Origin of the sequence: Streptosporangium sp. NPDC049248 (assembly GCF_040678965.1) — a bacterium.
Lineage (GTDB): Bacteria > Actinomycetota > Actinomycetes > Streptosporangiales > Streptosporangiaceae > Streptosporangium > Streptosporangium fukuiense.
Genome location: NZ_JBFAQY010000018.1, coordinates 101,602 through 114,277, shown reverse-complemented (window position 1 = coordinate 114,277; position 12,676 = coordinate 101,602). Strand labels below are relative to the sequence as shown.

Genomic DNA, 12,676 nt, shown 5'->3' with positions numbered 1-12,676 from the left:
ACCAGAAAAGGATCTTGACCTGTGACGGAAGTCAACACTCCGCCCGGCCCTCCGGTAGACCGCGTAGAGCCGGTCGACATCCAGTCCGAGATGCAGCGCAGCTACATGGACTACGCGATGTCGGTCATCGTCTCGCGCGCCCTGCCGGACGTCCGCGACGGCATGAAGCCGGTGCACCGCCGGGTGCTGTACGCCATGTACGACGGCGGTTACCGGCCCGACCGCGGCTACTTCAAGTGCTCCCGCGTCGTCGGCGACGTCATGGGCTCCTACCACCCGCACGGCGACGCGTCGATCTACGCCACCGTGGTGCGGATGGCCCAGCACTGGTCGCTGCGCTACACGCTGGTCGACGGGCAGGGCAACTTCGGCTCGCCGGGCAACGACCCGCCCGCGGCGATGCGCTACACCGAGTGCAAGCTCGCGCCCATCGCCATGGAGATGCTGCGTGACATCGACAAGGACACCGTCGATCTCATCCCCAACTACGACGGGCGCTCCCAGGAGCCGACGGTCCTGCCCTCGCGCTTCCCCAACCTGTTGGTCAACGGGGCGGCGGGCATCGCGGTCGGCATGGCCACCAACATCCCGCCGCACAACCTGCGGGAGGTGGCCGCGGGCATCGTCTGGTCCCTGCAGAACCCCGAGGCGACGGACGAGGAGCTCCTCGAAGCACTGATCGCCCGGGTCAAGGGCCCGGACTTCCCCACCGGCGCGCTGATCGTCGGCCGGCGCGGCATCGACGACACGTACCGGACCGGCCGTGGTTCGATCACCATGCGGGCGGTCGTCGAGGTCGAGGAGGACGCCAAGGGCCGCCAGTGCCTGGTCGTCACCGAGCTGCCCTACCAGGTCAACCCGGACAACCTCGCGCTGACCATCGCCGAGTCGGTGAAGGAGGGCCGGATCACCGGCATCGCCGACGTTCGCGACGAGAGCTCCTCGCGCGTCGGCCAGCGCCTGGTGATCGTGCTCAAGCGCGACGCGGTCGCCAAGGTCGTGCTGAACAACCTCTACAAGCACACCCAGCTGCAGACCACCTTCGGCGCCAACATGCTGGCCCTGGTCGACGGCGTGCCGCGCACGCTCAGGATCGACCAGTTCGTCCGCCACTACGTGGCCCACCAGATCGAGGTCGTGGTCCGCCGGACCCGCTACCTGCTGCGCAAGGCCGAGGAGCGGGCGCACATCCTGCGCGCGCTGCTCAAGGCCCTCGACCGGATGGACGAGGTCATCGCCCTGATCCGGCAGTCGCCCTCGGCGTCGGCGGCGCAGGGCGGCCTGATGACGCTCCTGGAGATCGACGAGATCCAGGCGCAGGCCATCCTCGACATGCAGCTGCGCAAGCTGGCCGCTCTGGAGCGCCAGCAGATCACCGACGAGTACGACGCGCTGATGGCGCAGATCAACGAGTACCAGGCGATCCTCGCCTCGCCCGAGCGGCAGCGCACGATCGTCCAGGACGAGCTCTCCGAGCTCACCGCGCGGTACGGCGACGAGCGCAGGACCGAGATCATCGCCTACGAGGGCGACATGTCCATCGAGGACCTCCTCGCCGAGGAGGACATGGTCGTCACGATCACCCGCGGCGGCTACGCCAAGCGAACCAACACAGATCTTTACCGGGCGCAGAAGCGCGGCGGTAAGGGTGTGCGGGGCGCGCAGCTGCGTCAGGACGACATCGTCGACCACTTCTTCGTCACCACGACGCACCACTGGCTGCTGTTCTTCACGAACAAGGGCCGCGTCTACCGGGTCAAGGCGTACGAGCTCCCCGACTCCGGCCGCGACGCGCGCGGGCAGCACCTGGCGAACCTGCTGGCCATGCAGCCGGACGAGGTGGTCATGGAGGTCCTGGACCTGCGTGACTACGATGTCGCCCCCTACCTCGTGCTGGCCACCCGCAGTGGCCTGGTGAAGAAGACGCGCCTGTCCGAGTACGACTCGCCGCGCACGGGTGGCCTCATCGCGATCAACCTGCGCGAAGATGACGAGGTGATCGCAGCCAGGCTCGTGTCGGAGGAGGACGACCTCCTGCTCGTCTCCCGCGGTGCCCAGTCCATCCGCTTCACGGCCTCCGACGAGGCCATGCGCCCGATGGGCAGGGCGACCAGCGGTGTGATCGGCATGCGCTTCCTCGAGGGCGACGAGCTCCTGGCGATGAACCGGATCGCCGACGGCGACAACGTGCTCATCGCCACCGAGGGCGGATACGCCAAGCGCACCCCTGTGGATCAGTACCCGATCCAGGGAAGGGGCGGAAAGGGCGTCCTGACCGCCAAGATCGTTAGCGCCCGTGGCAAGCTGGTTGGCGCGGTCATGGTCAGGCCCGAGGACGAGGTTTTCGCGATCACGTCCGCCGGAGGGGTTATCCGGACGAGCGCCGGGGAGATCAAGCAGTCGGGCCGCCAGACGATGGGGGTTCGACTGATGAATCTCGCAGAGGGGGACAGCGTCGTGGCTCTGGCCCGCAACGCGGAGTCGTTGGAGACCGAGGAAAACGCCGAGGTGCCGGTGGAGACCGAGGGGAACGGGGAAGGGGATAACCCGTGAGTTCTCAGGGCGAGCCGGGCTCGCGCCCCGCCTCCTCGTCGACACGCGACCAGGTGACGGAGAAAATGGACAAGACCGCCGAGGCGGCCTCGTCACCGGTTAACGGTAGCGCGCCCGCGCCGGAAACCGATGAATCGGTAGCCGACGACCCCAAGGGCAGGAAAAAAGTGACGACCACAGAGGACGGCAAGCAGGCCGAGACCACGGTGCGGATCCGTCCAGGATCCCCACCTCCATCCGCGCCGCCGTTACAGTCACCCTCATCGCCTCCGCCTCCGCCTCCGTCGGGAGGGCAGCAGAACCGCCCGCCGGCGAGTCAGCAGCCATGGTCGCCCGGAAGCCTGTCGTCGCCCCAGCCGCCACTGGACGCGTCCGGCAGGAAGCCCTCGGACATTCCCGCTCCCAGGTCGCCCCGCAAGGCGCACCTGGTGCTGCGCAGGGTCGAGCCGTGGTCGGCCATGAAGTTCAGCTTCGTGGTGTCACTCGTCTGCTTCGTGGTGCTGTTCATCGCGGTCGCGGTGCTCTACATGGTGCTGTCAGGGCTTGGGGTGTTCGACAACATCATCCAGACGGTCAACCAGCTGACGACCGCCGACGGCAAGGCCACCAGTGGCGTCGACGTCGCCTCCTGGTTCGAGCCGGTCCGCATCCTGGGCTACACCGCCCTGATCGGCGCGGTGAACGTCGTGCTGATCACCGCGCTCTCCACCCTCGGCGCGGTGATCTACAACGTCGCATCCGACCTGGTCGGGGGCGTGGAGGTCACCTTCAGCGAGGCCGAATAGCCGATCTTGAGCCATGTCTCCGTTCTTCCTCGGTCGGGGACATGGCGCAAGCAGGTGCCGGAACAGGGTAAGCTTTTCCCAGTTCGAACGGACGGGTTCGCCTCCGCGAAGCGGGTGCGGGGCCGTTCGTGCGCGCTGAGGGGCTATAGCTCAGACGGTTAGAGCGCTTCCCTGATAAGGAAGAGGTCCCAGGTTCAAGTCCTGGTAGCCCCACTCAACTCAGAGGCCATTTCCCGTTGAGGGAAGTGGCTTTTTGATCTTTCGAGTGAGTGACCACGTTCCCTTGGTCTCCTCCTCGTCGTAGGGCTGCGCCGACAGTCGTTGTCCGGAAACGTCATGCTCTGGCGAAGCGGCGGGCCAGGCGGGCGAAGGCGTCCTTGAGCTCGGCCGGGCCGACGACCTCGATGTCGGCGTCGAACCCGCCGATGGCGGAGGCCAGACCGGTCCACGACCATGACCCCAGGACGAGCCGGCAGCGGTCGGGGCCGAGTTCCTCGACGACCCCTTCGCGGGTGTAGCGGGACACGGCGGCGGCGGGCAGGTCGAGGATCACCTCGCCGCGGCACGGCCAGTCGGTGGAGGAGCCGTCGGAGCCCCGGAATCTGGCGGTCACAAAGGCGGCTACCGTGCCCCCGGGCAGTTCGCGCGGTGTGAAGCGGGGCCCGGTGGGAATGCGCGGGGTGATCCGGTCTACGCGGAAGGTGCGCCAGTTCTCGCGGTCGAGATCCCAGGCGACGAGGTACCAGCGCCCGCCCCGGGTGACGAGGTGATGGGGCTGTGCCCGGCGCGGCGGGGCGGGCGCGCCGCCGTCGTCCGTTCCTGACGCGTAGTCGAAGCGCAGCTCCTCGCGGGCGTGGACGGCGGCGCTGAGCGCCATGAGCACGCCGCTGTCGATCTGCGGGTCCGGCCGGAGCTCCGGCCGCTCGACGGCGGTGACCTGGAGGGTGTCGATGCGGTGGCGCAGCCGTGTGGGCATGACCTGGCAGATGGTGTGCAGGGCGCGCGCCGCGCCCTGCTCGATGTCGGCGCCGCTGGCGGTGGCGAGCTGCAGGGCGATGGCCAGGGCGACGGCCTGCTCGTCATCGAACAGCAACGGGGGCAGCTCCGTGCCGGCGTCGAGCCGGTACCCGCCGTCGGGCCCCTTGAAGGCCGTGATGGGGTAGCCGAGCTCGCGCAGGCGGTCCACGTCACGGCGTACGGTGCGGGAGCTGACGTCCAGCCGCTCGGCCAGCAGCGCTCCCGGCCAGTCCCGGCGGGTCTGGAGCAGCGAGAGCAGCGCCAGCAGCCGCGCTGAGGTTTTCGGCATGTCATCCATCTTGCCGCAAGAAGAGGACACACCCTGGCCACTTTCCCTGCGACTGTTGTCCCCGGCCGAGCAAGTCCGCGGCCGGTGGTCCAGGCCGGGCTCGCCTGAGGGCGTCCGGAGACAATGAGCAGAGATCAGAGGTCGAGCATGTCCGTCAAGTCCGTGGCGCATTTGAACTTCCGGGGCGACGCCCGCGCGGCGCTGGAGTTCTACCAGTCCGTGTTCGGCGGCGACGTCGCCGTCGTCACGTACAAGGATGCGGGAAACGTGCAGGACCCCGCCGAGGCGGATCAGGTGATGTGGGGGCAGGTGGCCGCCGGCAACGGCTTCCACGTCATGGCGTACGACGTGCCCTCGCAGTTGCCGTGGGACCGGGGCGAGAACTCGTTCTTCCTCTCCGTGCGCGGCGAGAGCACGGAGGAGATCACCGAGTACTGGCAGAAGCTGTCCGCCGGGGCGACCGTCGTGCAGCCGCTGGGGCCCGCGCAGTGGGCTCCGCTGTACGGGATGCTCAAGGACCGCTTCGGCGTCGTCTGGGTCCTGGACGTGGTGAGCCCGTACAACGGCTGATCACGGGGGCGGGGGCCGTTCCCCCGCCTTCACCGGCCTTCTGTCGATCGAAGCGAAGGGAACACCCCAGAATGAGGATGCGGCCCCTGGGCCGGACCGGGATACAGGTCAGCCCCTACTGCCTGGGCACCATGATGTTCGGCCGGGTCGGCAATCCCGACCACGACGACTGCGTACGCATCATCCACCGGGCCATGGACGCGGGGATCAATGTCATCGACACCGCCGACGTCTATTCCTACAGCGAGACCGAGGAGATCGTCGGCAAGGCGCTGAAGGGCCGCCGCGACGACATCGTCGTGGCCACCAAGGTGAGCGGCCCGATGGGCGACGATCCCAACCGCGCCGGCAACTCCCGGCGCTGGATCATCACCGAGGTTGAGCACTCGCTGCGCCGCCTCCGGACCGACCACATCGACCTCTACCAGATCCACCATCCCGACCCGCGGACCGACATCGAGGAGACCCTGTCCGCGCTCACCGACCTGATGAGCAGCGGCAAGGTACGCGCCATCGGGACCTCCAACTTCCCCGCCACCGACATCGTCGAGGCCCAGTGGGTCGCCGAACGGCGCGGCCTGGCCCGCTTCCGCACCGAACAGCCGCCGTACTCGCTCGTCAACCGCGGCGTCGAGCGCGAGGTGCTGCCCGTGTGCGAGCGCTACGGCCTCGGCACCCTCGTGTGGGGCCCGCTCGGGATGGGACTGCTCACCGGCCGCTACCGTAAGGGCGGCACGGCGCGGGTCCCCGAGCGACGGATGGCCTGGGTGCCCAGGCACATGTCCGACGAGCGTACGCTCGACACCGTCGAACGGCTGGCTCTGCTGGCCGAGGAGGCCGCGATCCCCTTGACCCACATGGCGATGGCGTTCACGGTCACCCATCCGGGGGTCACCTCGGCGATCATCGGGCCGCGCACCCTGGAACAGCTCGACGACCTGCTGGCCGGTGCCGGCACCGTCCTCGGCGATGACCTCCTCGACCGGATCGACGAGATCGTGCCCCCGGGCGGCGACATCGGCCCGCTCGACGTCTCCTACGACCCGCTGGCCGTCACGCGGGCGGCTCTGCGCCGGCGGGCGGCCGACGGGCGTGCCGCGGCGTGACCCCGATGACCGTTCTGGACACCCGGGCGCTCAACCGTGCGACGCTGGCCCGGCAGCTGCTGCTCGATCGCGCCGACGTGCCGGTGCTCGACGCCGTCGCGCACCTGTGCGGCATGCAGGCGCAGGAGCCGCAGGAGCCGTTCGTCGGGCTCTGGTCGCGGCTGCGCGCGTTCGACCCTGCGGTGCTGTCGGAGCTGCTGACCGGGCATGGGGTGGTGCGGACCCACCTCATGCGTCGCACCGTCCACCTGCTGACCGCCGAGGACGTGCTGGCCTGGCGGGCCCGCCACGACCTCATGCTGCGCCGGCGGGTGCTCGGGACCTACCGTCGCGAGCTGGCCGGGGTGGATCTCGATGAGCTCGCGGCGGCGGGCCTGGCGGTGATGGCCGACGGTGAGCCCCGCTCGATGGCAGAGCTCGTACGGGCGCTGGCCGACCGCTGGTCAGAGCCGGGGCCGCGGGCGCTGGGAGAGATGCTGATCGCGGCCCTCGTCCCGGTGGCGCAGCTTCCGCCGCGTGGGCTGTGGCGGGCGAAGGGGGGAGTGCGCAACATGCTGCTCTCCGCCTGGCTGGGGCGCGACATCGACCCGTTGGCGCAGGACGGCTCCGACCCGGTGGGGCAGGAGCTGGTACGGCGCTACCTGGCGGCGTTCGGCCCCGCCGCCGTGGCCGACCTGCGCGCCTGGTCCGGCCTGGCCGGGCTGCCCGCCGCGGTGGCCGCGATCCGGGACGAGCTGGTCGCCTTCCGCGACGAGCGGGGCCGGGAACTGCTCGACCTGCCTGACGGACCGCGGCCCGACCCGGACACGCCCGCGCCGGTACGGTTCCTGCCGGCGTTCGACAACACGATCCTCGGCTACCACGACCGCAGCCGGATCATCGACGACGCCCACCGCGGCCTGTCGGTCGCCGGCGCTCGCGTCGTCCTGGTCGACGGCCGGGTGGCCGGCACCTGGACCGTCGAGGCCGGCACCGTGGTCGTCGCCCCGCTGAGCGGCTTCTCCCGTGCCGGCCGCACGGCGGTGGCCGAGGAGGGACGCGCGCTGGCCTCGTTCCTCTCCGACGGCGACAGCGATCGCGTGCGGATCGTCCCTCAGTGAGCGGGCCAGGTTAATGTGTGCCGCGACAGGGGCACACGGCGGCTCACATCCACGGCCGTCCAGCACTGGTCAGGAGGGCGGCGCGATCCCATGATCATGTCGTGGACAGTCCTGACAAGGAAGAGATCCCAGGTGGGCGGCAGTTCCCCGGTTTCGGGGCCAAGGCGGCGGCGCGACCCGTCGGCCATCCGGGCATGCGGCCTGGGGCCGGTCCCGGACGGCGGCGGGGCTCAGGGCCGCGCGCCGCACCCGGCGCCCGCCGTATCCGGCCATTGCGCGGGATCCGCACCACCGCCCGAGAAAGGATCGGCGGGTCAGTCGGCGGTTCTCTTCTCAGCGGCTGTCAGGACGGGCTCGTCGATGGTCGGTGCTACTGCGGGGTCTTGGCGCGGCGGCGCAGCGGTTTGGGAAGGCCGGCCAGCAGGTTGCCATCCAGGCGGAGATGTTTGAGGGCGGTGAGGTCGCCCAGCGAGCCGGGAAGGCCGGTCAGCTCAACATCCAGGCGGAGATGGGTGAGGGCGGTGAGGTCGCTCAGCCCCTCATGACCTGATGAGCCCTGCCCGCGGGATGTCACACCGTCCAACGGATCGTCGAGAGGTTCGGCGTCGGCCGCCCCCGATCTCCCACCGTGGGTGCTTATCCCGGTAGCCGCCCTGGTGTGAAACGGGCATGATCAGGGCTTTGTCGACGACGCCTGGGTTCTAGTGCTTGTCGCAACACACCTGATCATGAGGGGCGTGTTGATGGTGAGGCGAGGACCCAAGCGCAGGTTGGATGTCGAGTCGGAGTACTGGCGGCTGGTGCTGTCAGGCGTGGGAACGGTCGAAGCGCCGCGCGGTGGGCAATGGACAGAGGCAGCAAATAGCTACAAAGCTCTCTATCAAGGGTGGGAATCACGCCGCAGGAACGAGTGGTTCAGTCGGCCGAGAGGGTCAGCGAGATCTCCGAGGCGGCGGCGCGGACGAGCTCGATCATGCGGTCGCGACGCGCCCGGTCCGTTCGGAATATCGGGGCCGCGGTGCCGATCGAGGCGACCACGGCTCCATGGGAGGTGATCGCGGCCGCGGTGCCCCAGATGCCCTCGTCCACCTCCTCGAAGCTCTCGGTCCAGCCGCGCAGACGAGTCCGGTCCAGTTCCTCGTCCGACAGGAGAGCGGCTCGGGCCGGTGGCAGGCCGGGCAGTACTCCGGCGAGGATGGAGGCGCGTTCGGCGCGGCTCATCGAGGCGAGCAGGATCCGTGACATCGAGCCGGCGTGCAGCGGCATCGGCTGTCCCTTGTCGAACTGCAGCCGCACCGGGCGACGCGACTCCGCGCGCTCGACACAGTAGGCCGCCTCGCCGCCGGAACGGGCGATCAGGACCGTCTCGTCGATCTCATCGCGTACCCGGGTGATGACGGGCAGGGCGGCCTCGGTGAGCGGCGCCCGTGCGGCCTCGCAGGCCCGTCCCAGGTTCAGCGCCAGGTCCGTGACCCGGTACGACTTCCCGGAGGCGCGGTCGAGCAGCCCGACCTCCCTCAGCAGGGCGACGTACCGATAGGTGGAGGTCGTGGCGAGGTCGAGTTCCGCCGCCAAATCCGCCACCGTCCAGGTCGGGTGCGCCTCGGTGAAGCAGAGCAACGTCTGCAGCAGTTTCCGCCCGCTGCCCGCGCCCGAGACCCGGTGCGCCGACTGCTCCGTCATGCACTCTCCTCGGGGCCGAACCGACCTGTTCGCACAATGCGAGATTGACGTACCTTCAGGATCTTTATTAGATTTCATCCCACAATATGGTGAGGACATTACCACATTATGGAAATGAATGACTCCTCTGCTGCCGACGAGCAGGTCGCCCAGGGCACGGACGACATGAACACCGTCGTCGTCGCCGGTATGGGGCCGGTCGGCATGGTCGCCGCGTTGAAACTGGCCCAGCTCGGCCATCAGGTGCTCGTGCTGGAGGCCGGGCCCGACCTCGCCGAGGAGTCCCGGGCCTCGACCTTCCACCCGTCGTCCCTGGAACTGCTCGAACAGCTCGGTGTGGTGGAGGAGTTGCACGAGGTCGGCCTCAAGGCGCCCGTCTTCCAGTACCGGGAGCGGACCGGCGCCGTCCTCTCCGAGATGGACATGTCCCTGCTGGCCGATGAGACGAGGTACCCGTACCGCCTGCAGAGCGAGCAGAACAACCTCACCCGGATCATCCGCGACAGGCTCCTGCCGATGCCGAACGTGACCCTGCGGTTCTCCAGTCCGGTCCAGCGGGTCGAGCAGGGCGACCGGCACGCCCGGATCTTCCTGCCGGACACCGACCGCGACCGCCCGATCCTCGCCCGCTGGCTGGTCGCGGCGGACGGCGCACAGTCCAACATTCGCAGGTCGCTGGGCATCTCCTTCGAGGGACGCACCTACGACGAGCGCTTTCTGGTCCTGTCGACCACCCATGACTTCCGGGCGGACTTCCCGGACCTGGCGTACGTGTCGTACATCTCGGATCCACAAGAGTGGGGCGTGCTGCTGCGCACCCCCAACCACTGGCGCGCGCTGTTCCCGGTGCGGGACTCCGAGAGCGACGAGCACGCTCTGTCCGCGGCGGCGATGCAGGACCGGTTGCAGCGGATCGCGGCCGGCCCGGATCCGTACGACATCCCGCATGCCTCGATCTACAAGGTCAACATGCGGGCCGCCGCGACGTTCGCGGTCGGGCGGATCCTGCTGGCCGGCGACGCGGCCCATGTGAACAACCCGCTCGGCGGCATGGGCATGAACAGCGGCATCCACGACGCGTGGGCCGCGGCGCTCTGTATCGACGCCGCGCTCGGCGGAACCGACGCCGACCATGTCGCCCGGCTCTACGGCGAGCTGCGCCGGGACGCCGCGCTCAACCACGTCCAGGCCACCGCGCAGCGGAACTACGACTCGATGCGCGAGGACGACGACGCCGAGCGGGAGGCGCGCGCCGAGTCGCTGTCCGCCATGGACCGGGAACTGCTCGACAAGCGGGAGCATCTTCGCCGGGCGGCGATGTTCACCTCGCTGCGCATCACCCTCGGCCGCCTCGCGCGCGAACTGCACGCGGTACGCGAGGGGGACCGTCCCGCGGGCCGCCGGCTCTCCGAGATGCTGTGCCACGGGCCGGTTCTCGCGCCCGGCGCCCACGACGGTGTGACGGTCAGGGCGGTGGAGCAGGCCGGCTTCGCGGCCGCGTACGTCTCCGGTTCCGCGGTGTCGGCCGTCGCCCTCGGCCGGCCCGATCTCGGCTACCTCGGCCTGGCCGAGATGGCGGAGCAGGTACGCCGGATGGCCTCGACCAGCGACCTTCCGCTGATCGTGGACGGCGACACCGGCTACGGCGGCGTACTCCAGGTCGGCGAGGCCGTCACCAGGCTCGAACAGGCGGGTGCCGCGGCGGTCCAGTTCGAGGACCAGGTCGCGCCGAAACGCTGCGGGCACATGAGCGGCCGCCAGGTCGTCCCGATCGAGGAGATGGTCGCCAAAGTCGAGATGGCCGTCGCCCGCCGGCGCTCCATCCTGGTCATCGCCCGGACGGACGCGCTGGCCGTGGAGGGCCTCGAATCCGCGCTCGCGCGGGTGCGCGCCTACGCCGCAGCCGGTGCCGATCTCGTCTTCGTCGAGGGTGCCTACACCGAGGAGTCGCTACGCGCCATCCGCGCCGCCGTTCCCGGCACCCCACTGATGGTCAATCTCAGTGAGGCGGGCGATCATTCCGCGCTGCCGCCGACCCGGATCCTCCAGGAGTGCGGGGTGGCTCTGCTGATCTATCCCGTCGCGCCGATCCTCGCCGCCGCGCAGGCCGCGGCCCAGACCTACCAGGCCATCCGGAGCACCGGCAGGTCCGACCGGACCGGTACGGAGTGGTCGCGTTTCACCGACCTGCTCGGCCTGTCCGGGCAACTCGCGGAGGCCGAACTCCTCGCCGCGTCCGCCGCGCTCGCCACATCCACGCGGACCGGTGCTCCGGAAGGGAGCATCGAGGGCTGTGAATCCCCGACCGAGCACCTCTGATCCTAAGGAAGCCGTCATGTTCTTTCACGTTGGGATGCTGACCCTCACCGACGAGGCCACCGCCGCGCACCGGGCCGCCATCGTCGAGGCGCTGAGCGCGCTGCCCGGCCAGATCCCCGGGCTGCTGGGCGCGAAGGTCTCCACCGACGCCGGTCTGACCCCCGGCAACGCGCACCTGATGTTCACGATGACCTTCGACTCCCAGGACTCCTGGAGGGCGTACGGTTCCCATCCCGCGCACGTCGCGGTGGCCACCGAGCACATCAAGCCGTTCCTGGCCTCGAAGACGTTCGTGCAGATCGACGAGACCTCCGCGTCATGACCGGACGCCGGCCCGCGCCACGTGCGGCGCGGGTCGAACGAGCCTTCGGAGAAGGCGGGCGGCGGCCCGTGTGGGGGCCGCGGTGGCGGGCAGATTCTGCTCGTGGAGGGCCGGAACCGACGGGGCTGAGCTGTCATGATGCTGGTGGGGACGTCTGGCTGGCAGTATGCCGACTGGCGCGGGGGGCTCTACCCGCCCGGCCTGCCCCAGCGGCTGTGGCTGGAGCGGTATGCCGAGTGCTTCGAGACGACCGAGAACAACAACACCTTCTACCGGTTGCCGACGCGCGAGACGTTCGAGAAGTGGCGGGATCGCACCCCGGACGCGTTCGTCATGGCGATCAAGGCAAGCCGCTTCCTCACCCACGTCAAACGGCTGAAGGATCCCGAGGAGCCCGTCGAGCGCCTGCTGGCGGCGGCCGAGGGCCTGGGAGCCAAGCTCGGGCCGATCCTCCTGCAGCTTCCACCGACGTTGCCGGCCGACCTCGGCAGGCTCGCCGGATGCCTTCGCTGCTTTCCCGCCCATCTGCGGGTCGCCGTCGAGTTCCGGCACGTGTCGTGGTGGAGCGATCCCGTCCGCGAGGTGCTGTCGGCCCACGGTGCGGCCCTGTGCTGGGCCGACCGGCTCGGCCGCCCGCAGACCCCCCTGTGGCGGACCGCCGACTGGGCCTATCTGCGCTTTCACGAGGGCCGAGCGCACCCCTGGCCCTCCTACGGCGACGGCTCACTCCGTTCCTGGCTGCGCCGCCTGCGCCGGGAATGGGATGAGCGCCGCGACGTCCATGTGTACTTCAACAATGATCCGGGCGGCGCCGCGGTGCGCGACGCCGCCCGATACGCGGAACTCGCGCGCGCCGAGGGGTGGCCGGTGAGTCGCACGCCGGCCCGGATCCCGGCATGCGGGGAGACCACGCTCGCCCGGTGACGATCCGG

Annotated in this window: 11 protein-coding genes and 1 tRNA gene; 9 read left to right on the top strand and 3 right to left on the bottom strand. The window is 69.7% G+C overall.

Features of this window, described 5'->3' with window-relative positions; all coding sequences use genetic code 11:
* Positions 1-21: 21 nt before the first annotated feature.
* The 3 genes from gyrA (at position 22) to AB0K21_RS28660 (ending at position 3,551) form a co-directional block, all read left to right on the top strand.
* Complete coding sequence (gene gyrA / locus AB0K21_RS28670; protein ID WP_364154802.1) at positions 22-2,553, top strand: DNA gyrase subunit A; 2,532 nt, start codon at positions 22-24, stop codon at positions 2,551-2,553.
* A gap of 362 nt (positions 2,554-2,915) precedes the next feature.
* The gene (locus tag AB0K21_RS28665) at positions 2,916-3,338 is read left to right on the top strand and encodes a DUF3566 domain-containing protein (protein WP_364154877.1); all 423 of its coding nucleotides are present in this window, start codon (positions 2,916-2,918) and stop codon (positions 3,336-3,338) included.
* A gap of 139 nt (positions 3,339-3,477) precedes the next feature.
* A tRNA-Ile gene (locus AB0K21_RS28660) sits at positions 3,478-3,551 on the top strand.
* 121 nt (positions 3,552-3,672) lie between these two features.
* On the opposite strand, the gene AB0K21_RS28655 is transcribed toward AB0K21_RS28660, so the two are convergent.
* A complete protein-coding gene (locus tag AB0K21_RS28655; protein WP_364154799.1) occupies positions 3,673-4,644 on the bottom strand; it encodes a WYL domain-containing protein in 972 nt (323 codons plus the stop codon).
* Between the two features lie 147 nt (positions 4,645-4,791).
* On the opposite strand from AB0K21_RS28655, the gene AB0K21_RS28650 reads away from it, so the two are divergent.
* The 3 genes from AB0K21_RS28650 to AB0K21_RS28640 all read left to right on the top strand — a co-directional run bounded on the left by AB0K21_RS28650 (position 4,792) and on the right by AB0K21_RS28640 (position 7,420).
* On the top strand, positions 4,792-5,214 hold the full coding sequence (locus AB0K21_RS28650; protein WP_343970444.1) for a VOC family protein: 423 nt from the start codon (positions 4,792-4,794) through the stop codon (positions 5,212-5,214).
* A 71-nt stretch (positions 5,215-5,285) separates the two neighbouring features.
* Positions 5,286-6,320 carry an aldo/keto reductase gene (locus AB0K21_RS28645; protein ID WP_364154796.1) on the top strand — a complete coding sequence of 345 codons (1,035 nt, stop codon included), beginning with the start codon at positions 5,286-5,288 and terminating at the stop codon, positions 6,318-6,320.
* Between the two features lie 5 nt (positions 6,321-6,325).
* Complete coding sequence (locus AB0K21_RS28640; RefSeq protein WP_364154793.1) at positions 6,326-7,420, top strand: winged helix DNA-binding domain-containing protein; 1,095 nt, start codon at positions 6,326-6,328, stop codon at positions 7,418-7,420.
* Positions 7,421-7,790: 370 nt separating this feature from the next.
* Here the strand turns inward: AB0K21_RS28640 and AB0K21_RS28635 are convergent, their stop codons facing one another.
* Positions 7,791-7,994 (bottom strand): hypothetical protein, encoded by a 204-nt coding sequence (locus AB0K21_RS28635; protein ID WP_343970453.1) that lies wholly within the window; start codon positions 7,992-7,994, stop codon positions 7,791-7,793.
* A 341-nt stretch (positions 7,995-8,335) separates the two neighbouring features.
* On the bottom strand, positions 8,336-9,103 hold the full coding sequence (locus tag AB0K21_RS28630; protein ID WP_343970456.1) for an IclR family transcriptional regulator: 768 nt from the start codon (positions 9,101-9,103) through the stop codon (positions 8,336-8,338).
* Between the two features lie 114 nt (positions 9,104-9,217).
* Between AB0K21_RS28630 and AB0K21_RS28625 the strand changes: the two genes are divergently transcribed.
* The 3 genes from AB0K21_RS28625 (at position 9,218) to AB0K21_RS28615 (ending at position 12,668) form a co-directional block, all read left to right on the top strand.
* Entirely contained in the window at positions 9,218-11,422 is a 2,205-nt protein-coding gene (locus AB0K21_RS28625) for an FAD-dependent monooxygenase (protein ID WP_364154790.1), read from the top strand.
* A 16-nt stretch (positions 11,423-11,438) separates the two neighbouring features.
* Entirely contained in the window at positions 11,439-11,744 is a 306-nt protein-coding gene (locus tag AB0K21_RS28620; protein ID WP_364154787.1) for a Dabb family protein, read from the top strand.
* 138 nt (positions 11,745-11,882) lie between these two features.
* Complete coding sequence (locus AB0K21_RS28615; RefSeq protein ID WP_364154875.1) at positions 11,883-12,668, top strand: DUF72 domain-containing protein; 786 nt, start codon at positions 11,883-11,885, stop codon at positions 12,666-12,668.
* Positions 12,669-12,676 lie beyond the last annotated feature (8 nt).